At 63.3% G+C, this 15,110-nt stretch carries 11 protein-coding genes; 4 read left to right on the top strand and 7 right to left on the bottom strand.

Annotation, left to right across the window (positions count from 1 at the left end):
• The coding region (gene dapD / locus FXB40_RS18655; protein WP_249776253.1) for a 2,3,4,5-tetrahydropyridine-2,6-dicarboxylate N-succinyltransferase at positions 1-1,078 on the top strand (1,078 nt) is incomplete at its 5' end.
• 27 nt (positions 1,079-1,105) lie between these two features.
• Here the strand turns inward: dapD and FXB40_RS18650 are convergent.
• Positions 1,106-1,462 carry a response regulator gene (locus FXB40_RS18650; RefSeq protein ID WP_148773654.1) on the bottom strand — a complete coding sequence of 119 codons (357 nt, stop codon included), beginning with the start codon at positions 1,460-1,462 and terminating at the stop codon, positions 1,106-1,108.
• 308 nt (positions 1,463-1,770) lie between these two features.
• Here FXB40_RS18650 and FXB40_RS18645 point away from each other — a divergent pair, with 308 nt between their 5' ends.
• Positions 1,771-4,551, top strand: coding sequence for a winged helix-turn-helix domain-containing protein (locus FXB40_RS18645; RefSeq protein WP_210352169.1), 2,781 nt, complete (start codon positions 1,771-1,773; stop codon positions 4,549-4,551).
• A gap of 168 nt (positions 4,552-4,719) precedes the next feature.
• On the opposite strand, the gene FXB40_RS49895 is transcribed toward FXB40_RS18645, so the two are convergent.
• The gene (locus tag FXB40_RS49895) at positions 4,720-5,046 is read right to left on the bottom strand and encodes an HGGxSTG domain-containing protein (protein ID WP_283812922.1); all 327 of its coding nucleotides are present in this window, start codon (positions 5,044-5,046) and stop codon (positions 4,720-4,722) included.
• A gap of 23 nt (positions 5,047-5,069) precedes the next feature.
• Complete coding sequence (locus FXB40_RS18635; protein ID WP_148773653.1) at positions 5,070-5,666, bottom strand: hypothetical protein; 597 nt, start codon at positions 5,664-5,666, stop codon at positions 5,070-5,072.
• Between the two features lie 438 nt (positions 5,667-6,104).
• Between FXB40_RS18635 and FXB40_RS18630 the strand changes: the two genes are divergently transcribed.
• Positions 6,105-7,088, top strand: coding sequence for a Bug family tripartite tricarboxylate transporter substrate binding protein (locus FXB40_RS18630; protein WP_148773652.1), 984 nt, complete (start codon positions 6,105-6,107; stop codon positions 7,086-7,088).
• 159 nt (positions 7,089-7,247) lie between these two features.
• Here FXB40_RS18630 and FXB40_RS18625 read toward each other — a convergent pair whose 3' ends face one another.
• The 4 genes from FXB40_RS18625 to FXB40_RS18610 all read right to left on the bottom strand — a co-directional run bounded on the left by FXB40_RS18625 (position 7,248) and on the right by FXB40_RS18610 (position 13,041).
• Entirely contained in the window at positions 7,248-9,788 is a 2,541-nt protein-coding gene (locus FXB40_RS18625; RefSeq protein WP_148773651.1) for a branched-chain amino acid ABC transporter ATP-binding protein/permease, read from the bottom strand.
• Positions 9,785-10,660 carry a branched-chain amino acid ABC transporter permease gene (locus FXB40_RS18620; RefSeq protein ID WP_148773650.1) on the bottom strand — a complete coding sequence of 292 codons (876 nt, stop codon included), beginning with the start codon at positions 10,658-10,660 and terminating at the stop codon, positions 9,785-9,787. The genes FXB40_RS18625 and FXB40_RS18620 overlap by 4 nt, the downstream gene beginning before the upstream one ends.
• A gap of 82 nt (positions 10,661-10,742) precedes the next feature.
• Complete coding sequence (locus tag FXB40_RS18615; protein ID WP_148773649.1) at positions 10,743-11,987, bottom strand: ABC transporter substrate-binding protein; 1,245 nt, start codon at positions 11,985-11,987, stop codon at positions 10,743-10,745.
• 142 nt (positions 11,988-12,129) lie between these two features.
• Positions 12,130-13,041: an IclR family transcriptional regulator gene (locus FXB40_RS18610; RefSeq protein WP_148773648.1), complete on the bottom strand. Its 912-nt coding sequence runs from the start codon at positions 13,039-13,041 to the stop codon at positions 12,130-12,132.
• Positions 13,042-13,269: 228 nt separating this feature from the next.
• Between FXB40_RS18610 and FXB40_RS18605 the strand changes: the two genes are divergently transcribed.
• Positions 13,270-15,069: a thiamine pyrophosphate-binding protein gene (locus FXB40_RS18605; protein ID WP_148773647.1), complete on the top strand. Its 1,800-nt coding sequence runs from the start codon at positions 13,270-13,272 to the stop codon at positions 15,067-15,069.
• Positions 15,070-15,110 lie beyond the last annotated feature (41 nt).

Here is a 15,110-nt window from a genome sequence, read left to right as displayed (position 1 = left end):
CGGCCGGACCATCCCATTAGCGGACGTGTTTGAGAATGCAGAAGTTGCCAATTCCAGCAGAATTCGCGTATGCGCTATGTGCAGGATCGTGGTGCGAGCAATTCAAATGGCGATAGAGCTGAGGGGCGCGAGAGGCGAGGGATTTGCGACGGTGACCACCGACGGTCGCGTGTTGGATTCCTGGTTCATTCAGCTGCGCCTGGTTGAGGAGGCCGGCAAGGCGGCAACGGCACGGCTGACGAAGGACGAGATCATCAGATCGCTGAGCGAGTCGGCAGACGGATATGCGCGGCACGACGACGTCCGCAATGTCGATATCGTTGCAATCCGTACGGACATTGACTCCCTTGCATCTGCGCCGACCGATGTGCACGACGCATATCTTCGACTCCATCTCCTGAGCCACCGGCTCGTCCAGCCCAATTGCCTGAACCTTGACGGCATTTTCGGTCTGTTACCTAACAATGCCTGGACCACCCTCGGTGCCTGCGAACCCTCTCTTGTGCCGGACGCACGACTCCTGGCACGAAAGCGCGCCCTCGCGTTTGAGGTGACAGGCGTGGATAAGTTTCCGCGCATGACTGACTACGTGACGCCTGCCGATGTGAGAATTGCGGATGCGGATCGCGTCAGGTTAGGTGCCTATCTGGCGCCGGGCACGACCGTCATGCATGAAGGCTTCTGCAATTTCAATGCAGGCACGCTCGGTCCCTGCATGGTCGAAGGCCGGATCAGCGCCGGTGTGGTCGTGGGAACTGGCAGCGACGTTGGTGGCGGCGCGTCGATCATGGGCACGCTGTCCGGAGGCGGGAAAGAGCGGATTACGGTTGGTGAGCGCTGCCTGATCGGTGCCAACGCCGGTATCGGCATTTCATTGGGTGACGATTGTATCGTCGAAGCAGGCTGTTACATCACGGCAGGCGCGCGCATCCTTTTGGAAGATGGCCGAGTCCTGAAAGCCAAGGAACTCTCAGGCCAAAAGGGCCTTCTTTTTCGTCGCAATTCCCAGAGCGGCGCTCTTGAGGCAACCCGACGCACACCAAATTGGGATGGCCTCAACGCGCAGCTTCACGGCTAGGCCGCTCACGCGAAGAAATCGTTGACGTTATCGCGCCGCTTCCGCCAGCAGCGCCGTCGGATAGACCGGCTTGGTGAAGAACTTTGCACCGGGCGGCAGCGGCCGCGGTAACGGACGGCCTGAAATCACGATGATCCGCACGTCGGCGTCTTGCTGTTGAGCGAAGTAAGCCAGATCGACGCCATCCATCTTCCCGACCAGATTGATGTCGGTGACGATCAGGACTGGGTGCCGTGCCTTGAGTGCCAGAGCCGCGGTCTCTGCATCCTCGCACTGGAGCACCTCGAAATTGCGCTCTTCGAGCATCAGCGCGAGCATCTCGCGTTGAATGTCGTCATCCTCGACGACGATCGCGGTCGGGCGATGCGGTTTCGATTGGCCCATGGTTGCACCTCATTTCATATCATTTGTTAAGTGCGAAGGGCTTGAATCCGTTCCCGGTAGGTGCGCTGGGTTCCGCTCGATTCCGGATTGCGGCTCTCCAGACCCTTCAACGAGATCGCGCCTGAAGGGACACCCGAGATCCGGCTCGTGCGCCGTTCGCGGGTGATGAACATCGCCTGCGTCACCTCGCCGCCGGTCCCGTCAAACCGCCCCGTGGCTTTCCCTATGTCCGTCCAAGCCGTATAGTGAGGAACCGAAGTGCGATTGCACGGATCGGGACCGAGCGAAGCTTCGATGGAGACACACCATTGACAGAGCCGGGTTCGACGGGCGCCGAAGGCGAGCTACCCCCTTCCAAGGGCGCTATCCTCGACAGGAAGCAGCTCGAATTCCTCGCGACCAAGGTCGTTCCGCCGCGATGCGAGGGACTGATCCCGCGTCCCCGGCTCCTGGACATGGTGTCCCAGCTCTCCGGAAAGAGACTGGCCGTGATCAAGGCGCCGGCAGGGTTCGGCAAAACGTCGCTGGTTGCGGCCTGGTCGGAAGAACTTCAACAGAGTGGAAATGCCGTCGGGTGGCTGACAATCGATCCCGACGATGACGAGCCGGCAACATTCATCTTCTATCTATGTCATGCACTACACCGAGCGTGCGATACCGTAGGCACTGCTGCGATCGATCTGATTGGGGAGAGGTTCCTGCTCGACTCGCGTGCGATCCTATCGACTTTGGTGAATGATTTAGCGGACGTTGATGACGAGATATATCTGACGCTGGAGGACTATCACTGGATTACCAATCCGGAAGTTCACGAGGCGCTATCGTTTTTCCTCAAACATGCCCCGTCAAATTGCCACGTCGTTCTCACGACCCGAACAGCGTCGCCGTTGTCCCTGGCCTCATTGCGTGCTCGGAACAGACTGCTGGAAATCGATGCCCCGGCCTTGCGATTTGATCTGCTGGAAATGCGACATTTTATTGAGGTCGAGAGACCCGGCACCCTCAGCCCCTCCGATGTGAGGCTTTTGCATGAGAAGACGGAAGGCTGGCCGGCTGCACTGAGGATTGTGACGTCCACGTCGATACAATTGGGCCAGGATTTCGGGCAATACGTGCACAACCTTTCCGGCGTGCAGCGGCCAATTGGCGCTTATTTCGAAGAAATGCTCGATGGCCTTCCGCGCGACATGGTTCAGTTCATGCTCCGCACCGCCGTACTGGACCGGCTTTGTGCCCCGTTGTGTGAGGTTGTCACTGGAGCGAGCTCAGGCCAGGAGTTACTTCGCTCAATCGAGCAACGTCAATTGCTGCTTATGCCCCTCGATCAGGAAGGTCAGTGGTATCGCTACCACTCGCTCCTCGCCGAGTATTTGAGCCAGAGGCTCGAATCGGAGCTTGGCAACGAGATACTTGGTCTGCATCAGCGAGCATCGCTCTGGTATGCAGCGCAGGAATTATGGACGGAAGCCGTGCAACATGCGTTCGCGGCGGGTGATGCAGTGCGAGCGCTTGGCTGGATCAAGAATTGCGCGATGCCCCTGGTAAAAAGAGGTGATCTCTTTACCTTGCTTGGCTGGCAACGTCTTTTTCCTGCCGGGCTCCTCATGCGTGGCCAGCCGGAGGTCGGGCTTGCGATCGCCTGGGGCATGGCGCTCGCGGTACGATATGACGAGTCACTCGCGCTGCTCAGCGAAGTGGAGCGGGACATCAGCGCAGATCGTTCGCACGACCCGGAAGCTTTCCGCTGCGAATACGATACGATACGTTCGGTGGCATTCGCATTGAAGGACGACAGTGAAGCAGCGCTGTCCATCGCGCAGGATTGTCTCGGTCGGTCGGCGGATCCATGGACTGCCAATGTTGCTTCGAATGTTGTCCGTTTCGGTCGCCTGAAACGCGGCGATCTAAGGGAATTCTACGCGACACCCTGGATTTCCTACTCGATCGAGGAGGACAGGAGGAACGTCTTTGCGTCAGTCTATTACCGCTGCTTGCAGGGGATGTCAGAAGTCCAACTGCTGCGTTTTGGCTCTGCCGATCGCTATTATCTCGACGCAATGCGACTTGCCGAACAGCACGTTGGCCCGAACTCAGCCGCGGCGGCGTTACCCGCCAGCTTGATCGCTCGCGTTCGATACGAACAGGGGCGGCTGGACGAAGCGGAATCCCTGCTGATCGACCGCATGCCGCTCATCAACGGCGGTGCGCTGCTGGACTGCGTATTGAGCGCCTATTCCGTCATGGCGAGGATAGCCGCACACAGGATGAATGTGGAGTGGGCCCACACCTTGCTGGAACTCGCGGAGAACCAGGGCAATGCGCGTGGTTGGGGACGTTTGAGTGCAGCGGCTGTCTTGGAGCGGGCGCGGCTGTTCTTCAATGAGGGCCGAATCGATGAAGGCGCGGGGTGCATCAAGAGACTGGAGCGCCTTGCCGCAGAATATCCGGCCCCGACCAATTGCGCCTGGTCGGATATCCATTGGTACGCAGCGTTTGGGCGCGCTTATCTCGCCTCTGCAGAGGAGCGGTTTGACGACGCTATTTCGATTTTGAGCGGGCTGCGGGACGAATTCGAAAGCGCCGGCAATCGCCACCTGGCTTTCCGGGCCCAGGCACACCTGGCGACCGTGAGGTTCCGGGCGAAGCAAGTCGCAGAGGCGCTGGACAGCTTCGGCGATATCGTCAAGGTATTCGCGCGCGCGAGCATATATCAACCCATTCTGGATGAAGGGAAGGAGGTCGGACCTTTGCTTGCGGCCTTTCAGGACAAGGCGGAGAGAACCGGCGGCTCCCGCGAACTCATGTCGTATGTGTCCAACCTGAGCGCGACCTGGAAGTCGCCTTATGAAGCCGAGCCGCGGGACGCGTCGGCGTCTGCGGCTGCCGAGTCCCTGAGCCCGCGGGAAAGCGACATACTCGGATTGATTGCTGCGGGCCTGTCCAACAAGGAAATCGCCAAGGATCTGGCCATCGCTCCCGAAACGGTGAAGTCGCATATCAAGAACATCTTCATCAAGCTGAAGGTGGAAAAGCGGGCGCAGGCCGTATCGCGTGCTCAAATACTAGGTTTGGCCGGTACTCGGACCTGACGCTGAAAAGCACCGCATGAAAATACGGAACTAGTGACGGGGAATGACGGTGCACCTGATCGAGGGCGTTGAGGGCCGCTGTCGCCGCCGCGGGCTTTTTCTTCGCCCTCCTGGCTTGGGGCGTGGGCAACCCAGAGTCGGGGTTCGGCGCGTGGATGAGAAATAACGTCAGTTTCGACGAATGGCCTTTGGCCGAACCGGCGCGAGGCCACCGGCCGCCGCTGGATCAACCGCGATCTGTCCGATTCCACCGGCGCTATGTGTCAACTCCGAGAGCGTCTTGCGCGCCTCATCAAGCAGAGTCTGGATCTGCCTCCGCTCGGCGATTGCATCCCTTGTGAACCGCCCATGGGTCCGCGCATTCTGATTTCCCCAGGGCGCACCCGATCCCGCGGCGCCGCCGTGCATGCGGCATCGCGCCTTGCCGCGCAGTGCCGGCGCGCGGCAGGTTCCACCGTTGCGCGTCTGCGCGCCGCAACGCGGGCTCGCCAGCATCGGGCCGGTGCTGCGGGCGTGGCTCATGCGGGGACGGCGTCCACAAGGCCCGGCTGCGCAGCGATCAGGCTCGCGTGTTGTGTGAAATGGCCGACGACGGCTTTGCCGCCGTCCTGCACCGACAAATTCTGCACCGTGATCGCACACGCGCCATTGCTGCGATGGCGGCTCAGGGCCTCCATCTGGGCGGCGTAGGTGCGGGCCAGCCGGGTCAGCGCGCGCGTGAGGCTTTCCTGCTGCGGCACGTCGTCGGTCAGGGCGAGACGGCAGGCGCAGCGCATCGACGCGACGTGAATGCCAACCATCTGCGCCGCCAGCATCGCCTCGAGCGAATCCTTCGGCGCGATGCTTTTGAGCATCGAGACCATGAAGGAGAGATTGCCCTGGTCGGGCTTCCGCGCAACCGCGCTGGCTTTCACCAACTGGCTCAACAGGCCATGCAGCGCATCGCGGTCGACGGCGCCGATCGCCTCGGCCAGCAGCTTTTCGCCGCTGCGCGGATCGGGATGGTCGATCAAAATGCGCCTGCGGCGGAGTTTTACTTTTGGGCTTGCGATGATCGGGGCAAGATCGTTCGCCGCGATCGGCATCGTCTCGGGTGGTGTCGGTAATGTCGTCATGGATGTGTCCTTTGCCGGCGCAGGCGCAAGGGTTCGCTGCGAGCGAAGCCGGTCGCGCGCCCGCTGAGCGGCGGTTGAGATTTTCAGATGTCGATGAGGCGTTTTCGCGCGGGCAGGTCGAGCGCGCCCAGGAGCGGGCGGGGCTTGGACACGGGCGATTGTCGCGATGATGCCATCGTGCGCCTGTTTTGCCCGACGTGTCAAACGGAATTTCGGTGATTCCGCAATCGCCCCCGCGCAAGTCGTTGGTCTGGCTGGCGTCGGCTACTGTGCATGGGGTTGTTTTCGCGTTTTTGTTGGGATAGCGGCGCTTACCTGCCGTGCGACGGAATGCCTGACGGAAACGCGATTGCGAAATCCAAGGTGGCCGCTATTCATGATCGGCGAACGCGCCGCACCAACAACAAGCACAGGCGCCGGGGTCCGGGGAGAGAACCAATGCGACGAACGGCCCGCCTGCTGGCGCTCATTGCCGGCCTTTGCGCGTCCGCGCTGTCGACGCAGGCCGTCGCGCAAAAATATCCGGTACGGCCGGTCAAGATCATGGTCGGCTTCAGCGCCGGCGGTCCGGTCGACGTGGTCGCGCGCATCATCGGCGACAGGCTCGGCGCAAAACTCGGGCAGCCCTTCGTGGTCGAGAACCGCGCCGGCGCCAACGGCATGATCGCCGCCGAAGGCGTCGCACATGCGGAGGCCGACGGCTACACCGTGCTCGCCTGCAACTCGTCCACGATCACGCTGAACAAGACGCTCTTCAAGGACATCCGCTACGATCCGGTAAGCGACTTCGCGCCGCTGACCACTGTCGTCTCGGCGCCGCTGGTGCTGGTGGTCAATCCGGAGAATCCCAAGACGGCGAATATCAACACCGTCGCCGATCTCGTCGCGGCGGCGAAGGCGGCGCCCGGCGCGCTGGCCTACGGCTCGGGCGGCAACGGCAACCTCGCCCATCTTGCGATGGAGCTGCTCAGCCAGCGCGCCGGCATCAAGATGATCCACGTGCCCTATCGCGGTGGTGCCGCGTCCGAAGTCGGCATCCTCGCGCAGGAGGTGCTGGCGGTGTTCGATCCGCTCTCCGCGGTGCCGCTGGTGAAGGCCGGCAAGCTGCGCGCGCTCGCGGTGTCCTCGGCCGAGCGGCTGCCGTCGCTGCCGGACGTGCCGACGGTCGCGGAAGCCGGCTATCCCGGTTTTGATCTCTCGTTCTGGGTCGGCTTCTTCATGCCGAAGGCAACGCCGGCGCCGATCCTCGAAACGCTGCACCGGGAGATCGTCGCAGCCGCCAAGGATCCGACGGTCGAGGAACGGCTCGGCTCGCAGGGCGTGGTGAGCGTGCTCAGCCCCGCCGACTACGCTGCCAAGATCGCGAAGGAGACGAGGGAACTCGCCGAGGTCGTCGCCGCCGCGAACATCAAGGCGGAGTAGGCGGCGCGCCCTTCCTTAACCTCTCCCGCTTGCGGGAGAGGTCGCGCCGAAGGCGCGGGTGAGGGCTCTATCCTCTAGGGGATTGTCCCATCGCGGAGACACCCTCTCCCCAACCCTCTCCCGCAAGCGGGAGAGGGAGAGGGGGCGCACCTGTTTCCATCACAGCCAGAGGATCTGCTTGCGATAGCCGAGATCGTTCAGCAGCGGCGCCGCCGGACCCTGGTGGAACACGGCGCCGCGCTCCAGCGCGAAGACGCGGTCGGCGAGCGCGAGCACGAGGTCGAGATTGTGCTCGACGATCACGATCGACATGTCGCGGCGGAGCGCATCGAACACTTTGAACAGTTCCAGCGTCACGGCCGGCGCGAGTCCCTCGAACGGCTCATCGAGCAGCAGCAGGCGCACATTGCCCGACATCGCACGCGCGACCGCGACCATCTGCTGCTCACCGCCGGAGAGATAGTCGGCCGCGACGTTCATCCGCTCCTTCAGGCGCGGGAAGTATTGCAGGATCTGTTCCTCGTCCCAGACCACGCCATCGCTGCCGTCGGTCTTGCGCGCCAGACGCCCGAGCGCGAGGTTTTCACGCACTGTCATGCCAGCGAACAGCCCGCGGCCCTGCGGCACATAGCCGATGCCGCGGCGCGCGATGTCAGGAGCGGCGAGGCTTGCGATATCATCGCCGCGATAGGCGATGCTGCCGGACGCCGCCGGCACGAGACCCGCGATGGTTTTCAGCAGCGTCGACTTGCCTGCGCCGTTGCGGCCCAGCAGCGCGACGATCTCGCCCTCGCGCACATCGAGCGCGGCATTGTCGAGGATGTGGCTCTTGCCATAGAACGTGTTGACACCGTCGAGCCGCAGCACGGTCTCGTGCGTGCCGGCGTCCGCGTCGCTGCGGCGGTGCTCGACGGGGGGGATGCCCTTGCCGGTGTAGATCTCCTGCACCCGCGGGTCGGCCCGCACGGCGGCGGGGCAGTCGGACATCAGCACCTCGCCCTGGTTCATCACGGTGACGACTTGAGAGAAGCCGAGCACGCGGTCGATGTCGTGCTCGACGATCAGCACGGGAATGTTCGCCGCGATGTTCTTGACCAGATTGGAGACGCGCTCACGCTCGGCTGCGGCAAGGCCGGCAAGCGGCTCGTCGAGCAGCAGCACCTGTGGTTTTGATCCGAGCGCGATGCCGAGATCGACCAGCCGCTGCCCGCCATAGGAGAGCTCGCCGCCCTCGATCTCCTCGATGCCTTCGAGCCCGAGGAACTTTGTGAGCGCGGCGGTCTCGGCGTGGATGTCCTCGTAGGCGTCGATGTCGTTCCAGATGTTGAAGCGCATCGGCCGCCGCGCCTGCAGCGACAGGCGCAGATTCTCGTAGATCGAGAGCCCGCGAAACAGATTGGTGATCTGGAACGAGCGCGCCAGCCCCTGATGGCAGATCGCATTCGTTGGCACGCCCGCGATGTCGCGCCCCTGCAGACGGATCGTGCCCTGGTCCGGCGCGTAGAGGCCGGAGACCAGATTGAACAGCGTGGTCTTGCCGGCGCCGTTCGGCCCGATCAGCGCGTGGATCTCGCCGGCGGCGACCATGAGGCTCGCATTCTCGACTGCGCGAATGCCGCCGAACTTTCGGGAGACGTGGCTGACTTCCAGCACCGTGCCCTTCAACGCCTCCGGCCGCAAGAAGTCCGGCAGCGGCAGGCCGTCATAGATCTTGCGCCGGCTCATCGCGGCCGTCTCTTCCGCGGGCGGACGGAAGCGACGCAGGACCAGCGAACCGATGCCGACGAGGCCGCCGGGCGAGTACATCACGAAGGCCACGAAGGTGAGGCCGAACCAGAACAGCCAGTCCGACGTCCAGATCGAGAACAGCTCGCGGAACAGGATGAAGAACACCGCGCCGAGCGCGGGGCCGAGCAGGCTGCGCATGCCGCCGATCACGACCATGGCCAGCAGCTCGCCCGCGAACGGCACCGAGACGGCTTCGGCCGAGACGAGATAATTCAGGAACGCGATCAGCGCGCCGGCTAGTCCCGTGACGACGGCCGAGATCACGAACACCGCGAGCTTGTAGCGCTCGACCGGATAGCCCTGAAAGCTCGCGCGCAGCTGGTTCTCGCGAATTGCCACCAGCACATGCCCGAACGGCGAGCGCACCAGGCGCATCAGCACATAGAGCACGACAAGCCCGATCGCCGCGACCACGATGTAAAAGTTGAGCGCGCTGTCGAAGCTGAAGGCGCCGATGCCGCCGCGCTTCAGTCCGCCGAGCCCGTCCTCGCCGCCGGTGAGGCTCGTCCAGCGGAAGGCGGTCGTGTAGACGAGGGCTGCCAGCGCCAGCGTCAGCAGCGAGAAATACACGCCGCGCCGGCGCAGGATCAGCATCCCGATCACGGCTGACGCGATCGCGACGACGACCATCGATCCCAGCAGCGGCAGCCAGATCTCACCGGGGAAGACGCGGAGCTGGATCAGCCCGGCGGCATAGGCGCCGATGCCGAACCAGGTGCTGTGGCCGAACGAGACAAGGCCGGTAGTGCCGATGCAGAGATTGAGCCCCATCGCCGCGATGGCTAGCCCAAGCATCCAGGTGCCGGTGTTGAGCGACAGGCCGAGCGACCGAAGCAGGAACGGCAACGCGATGACTGCGATTGTCGCGATCAGCAGCGGCCTCAACCGTTCCATGGTCGAGGCGTTCCTCATTCGAACTTCTCGATGCGTTCGCCGAGCAGGCCGCGCGGGCGCACCAGCAGCACCACGAACATGAGGATGTAGATCGAGGCCTCGCCGGCCGCCGGCTCGAAATGAATGGCGATGCCGCGCACCACGCCGACAAGGAGGGCGGCGATGATCACGCCCCAGAAGCTGCCGAGCCCGCCGATCACGACCACGACGAAGGCGATGGTCATGATATCGGCGCCCATCGCCGGATGCACGGTCGTGATCGGCGCGAAGAACGCGCCGCCGAGCGCAGCGAGACCGACGCCGAGCATGACGATCGCGGTCATATAGGGCTGCAGGCGAATGCCGAGTGCAGCCACCATGTCCGGCCGCTGGATGCCGGCGCGGACCACGCGTCCGAATGAGGTCTTGTGCAGCAGCAGCCAGACACCAACCATGATCGCAGCGACCACGCCGAGGATCAGCAGGCGATAGCGCGAGAACAGGAAGTCGCCGACGATGACCGAGCCGCGAAAACTTTGCGGGATCTCGGTCGAGACCGGTGCAGCGCCCCAGATCATGCGGATTGCCTGCTCCGCGACCATCGCGAGCCCGAAGGTCACGAGCAGGCTGAGGATCGGATCGGCCGTGTAGAAGCGGCGCAGGATGAAGCGCTCGAACAGGATGCCGAGCAGCGCGACCGCAAGCGGCGAGATCACGACGGAAACGCCGAAGCCGAGGCGCTTCGTCAGCTCGACGCAGATGTAGGCACCGAGCGCATAGAATGCACCGTGCGCGAGATTGACGATGCCGCCGACGGAAAAGATCAACGACAGTCCGAGCGCGATGAGCAGGTAATAGCCTCCGAGTACGAGGCCATTCACCACCTGTTCCAGCAAGAACTCGAACTGCATGTTGCGTGTGCCATCTTTGATGAAGAACGGCGCCGGTTAGGCCGGCGCCGTTAACGCCTATCGGCTCTGCCGGGTGCGGGCGTCAGGCCTTCATCTCGCAGGGGTTCTGCTCTTTGGTCGGGTAGATCGTCTCCAGCGGATCGTTCGCCGCCGGTACCGCATCGCCCAGCACCAGCATGTCCCACTGGTCCTTCATCTGGTCCTTTGGCTTGACGGTGAACGGATAGGCTTCCTGCACCAGCTGGTGATCCCAGGAGCGGAAATAGGCCTTGCGCGCCTTGCCGATGTCGAACTGCGCCTGCTTCTCGAAATAGGCGATGAGCTCGCCGCTGTCGGTCGACTTGGTCGTGTTGATCGCTTCCGCCAGGAGCTTCAGCGTGACGTAGTCGATCCAGGCGTGATTCTCCGGCGGCTTGCCGTATTTCTTGCTGAAGGCGGCGACGAAGGCCTTTGATGTCGGATTGTCCAGCGTGTGATACCAGACCGTCGGCCAGGTGCCGCTGAGATTGCCCGCGCCCGCAGCCCAGGCATCGCCGGTGTTGAGATTGAAGCCGACCAGCGGATAGGGGAAGCCGAACTCGGCATATTGCTTGACGAGATTTGTCACCTGGTTGCCGGCGAGGTTGCAGCAGACCACGTCGGGCTTTGCCTGCCGCACTTTCAGCAGATACGGGCTGAAGTCGGTGACATCTGTTGCGATCAGCTCGTCGCCGATCAGGTTCGCATCATGCGCGCCGAAGAACGTCTTGGCGGCCTTGAGCAGATCGTGACCGAAAATGTAGTCGGCCGTCAGCGTGAAGAACTTCTTGCCCTTCACCATGCCCTGCTGCGACAGCGCGGTGCCAACCGCGTTCACCATCACGGTGTTCGGGATGTCGCAGTGGAACGAGTATTTGTTGCAGCTCTTGCCGCGCAGCGCGTCCGACCGCGCGCCGGTGGAGAAGAACACCTTCTTGTTTCGTTCGGCGACCTGCATGATGGTGAGCGAGGACGCCGACGAGATCTCGCCGAGCAGCACCACCGCGCCGTCCTGCTCCAGCATGCGCTGCGCCTTGGTCGCGGCGGTCGCCGGGTTGATCGAATCTTCCGAGAGCAGGTCGATCGGCCTGCCCAAAATGCCACCGGAGGCGTTGATCTCCTCCGCGGCGAGTTTTGCACCGAGCTGCGCGTAGCTGCCGATCACGCCGAGGAAGCCGGTGAGCGGCGTCAGGTGCCCGATCCGGATCTTCTCGGCCTGGGCTCTTGCGATCGCGGGAAACCCGAGGGCGGCTGCGCCTGCAAAGGCTGCGCCCGCCCGTAACAACGTCCGTCGTGGGTAGCGGATCATCTCTGTCTCCTCCCGGGTGCATCGCGTGCCTCCCTTCAAAACCGGATATCCGGTATTGTGAGAGAGCTTTTTCTAATGCTGGAGGATAATCCCGAACGCCATTGCCGGTGTCAACCGGCAAAATCGTCGCCTGGGTTGCGGCTCAGGCTTTTTGCGTGAACGCCTTTTGCGCCCGGTCCTTGGCGCCGAACTCCACCGACAGGCGGTCGGCGGCGGCCTGCACGACCTGAGCGCCGGCGTGCAGCGCCTGGTTGGAGAGGCGCCAGATCGGACCTGAAATGCCGAGCGCGCCGATCACCTGCCCGGTGAAATCGGTGACGGGCACGGCAACGCAGCGCACTTCCGGATTGAACTCGCCGTCGTCGAAGGCAACCCCGGTACGCTGCACCTCGGCGATCTCGCGCATCAGCGCACCGACATCGCTGATGGATCTGGGCGTCGACGGTTTCAGCTCGACGCGATCGATGAAGCGCTTGAGCTGCTCGGGGCGCAGCGAAGCCAGAATGATCTTGCCGAGCGCGGTGCAATGGGCGGGCCGCACCACGCCGACGCGATCGGTGAGCTGAAACGCGCCGGGGCCGCTGGTGCGGGCGATCACGACCACCGCATCGCCCATCCGCACGGCAAAATGGCCGCTTTCACCGGTCTGGCGCGATAGTTCCTCCAGCACAGGCGTTGCGACACTGACCATCTCGATCTCGTCGAGCGCTGACGCGGCAAGCGCAAACAGCGGCCGGCCGATGCGATAGCGCTTGTTGTCCTTCTCCTGGCGGAGGTAGCCGAGCGAGACCAGCGTCTTGGCCAGATGAAATGTCGTCGAGTTGTGCAGGCCGACCAGCTTGCTCAGCTCCGCAAGTCCAATTCCTTCGCGATGGCGCGCCACCTCTTCGAGGATCGAGAAGGCGCGCCCGAGCGATTGAACGCCGCCGCCGCGTTGCTTGTCCTCGGCGTCGTCGTCGCCATCCGCCTTGGGTGCTGGGACCAGTTTGGCAATCGCGGCCTTGCGCGGGCTTGCAGGCTTCTCGCCGGTGGTCGGCTTGGTACGCGATCTCAAGGACTGGGCTCCCTCTGGTGAATCGACATGGCTCCGTTCTTGCGACAGTAGCACGCAACCGGCGCAGCCGTCGGCGCGGAGCTTCGCGTTTCCTCAAGGAGAAAGCCTACCACAATATAAATTGACGTACAGCATTATGAGAAATAGGCTCCCGCGGCCCCATGATGACCGGCCGCGTTCTCCGCATCGGTACAGAAGAAGTCGACGGGCCGAGAGGGAGACCGATTGATGTCGAAAAATATGCTCAATGGCGCCCAGGTCATTGTCGACTACCTGATCCAGGAGAAGGTGCCGCAGGTGTTCGGGCTCTGCGGCCACGGCAACATCCAGTTTATCGACGCGCTGTACGAGCGCTCCCAAGAGATCAAGACCATCTCCGTGCATCACGAGAGCGTCGCCGGCTTCATGGCTGACGTTTACTACCGCGTCTCCGGCCGGCCGACCGCGACTTTCACGTCCTGCGGGCCGGGCTCGGCGAATCTGCCGATCTCGCTGGCGAACGCCTTCCTCGATTCCGTGCCGTTCATGGCGATCACCGGCAATGTGCCGACCAGCCAGTTCAATCGCGGTGCGTTCCAGGAAATGTATCGGCACTATCAGGCTGACTTTCCCTCCACCGTGCGCACGATGTGCAAGAAGGTGTTCCAGCCGACGCGCGGCGAAATGGTGCCGCTCGCGGTGCGGCAGGCCTGGAAGACCATGGTCACGGGCCGGCCCGGTCCCGTTGTGATCGATGTGCCCTTCGATGTGTTCATGGAGGCGGCGGCCGAGGAGGCGCCGAAGGCTGCCGAGTGGAGCGCCAACATCTCCAGCCGCTGCGGTGCCGATCCGGAAGGCGTCGAGAAGGCGGTCGACATGCTGCTTGCGGCCGAGCGGCCGGTGATGCTGGTCGGGCAGGGCGTGCGCTACGGCGGCGCGGCGGAGGAGTTGCGGAAGCTTGCCGAACGGCTGCAGATTCCGGTTGCGGCATCCGCAAGCGGCCTCGGTGCGCTTGATGTCAATCATCCGCTGGCGCTCGGCCTCGTCGCGCGTGCCGGCCACTACCAGGCCAATCACGCAACGCGTCAGGCCGACATTCTGCTTGCGCTCGGCGTCCGCTTTGACGACCGCACCTCGAGCTCGTGGATTCCCGGCTATTCCTTCACGATCCCGCCGACGAGATTGATCCACGTCGACATCGATCCCGAGGAGATCGGCCGCAACTATCCCGTCGCACTCGGATTGATGGCCGATGTTCGCACCTTCCTGCGACAGGTGCATGCCGAGCTCGATCGCCGCGACAATCTGTTCAAGAAATCGGATGCGCGCAAAAAGTGGCTGGCGCAGATCGATGGTTATCGCAAGGAGTGGGACAAGTTCGTCGCGCCCGGCTTCTCCGACGACACCACACCGATCAATCCGCAGCGCGCGGCGGCCGAGATCGACAAGGCGCTGCCGGCGGACGCCATCCTCGTCTCCGACATCGGCGTGCATCACAACTGGCTGCTCGGCTTCTGCAAGCCGAAGCGGCCGGATTCGCTGATCGGCTCGATGGGGTTTGGTCCGATGGGCTTTGGCGTTGCCGGCGTGATGGGCGCGAAATTCGCCGCGCCCGATCGGCCCTGCGTGTCGGTCTGCGGCGACGGCGCCTTCTTCATGCATGCCAACGTGCTCGGCACGGCGGTCGAATACAATCTGCCTGTGGTCTGGGTGGTCTGGAACAACTACGCCTATGCCTCGATCCGCGGGCTTCAGCGCGGCTATCTCGGCGGGCGCGAGCTTGCGACCGACTTCAAGCACCCGGAGACGGGTCAGCGCTACAATCCCGACTTCGCGGCGATGGCGCGCTCCTGTGGCGTCGAAGGCGTGCGGGTCGATCGCGCCGGCGATCTTGGCGAGGCGATCCGCAAGGGCATCGCTGCCAACAGGCCTTATCTGATCGATGTCGACATCGCCGCGGACGTCAATCCCTCCGGCGCCGGCATCTGGGAATTGCCGGGTCTGGGCCAGAGCAAGGCCGGCATCGGCACGCGCTTCCAGCCGGGCTGATCGCGGTTCGCAGAAGCAATCAACAAAATATCGGGAGATGG

Origin of the sequence: Bradyrhizobium rifense, from assembly GCF_008123425.1 — a bacterium.
Lineage (GTDB): Bacteria > Pseudomonadota > Alphaproteobacteria > Rhizobiales > Xanthobacteraceae > Bradyrhizobium > Bradyrhizobium rifense.
The sequence above is the reverse complement of the archived record's forward strand: the minus strand, read 5'-3'. Positions and strand labels throughout refer to the sequence as shown.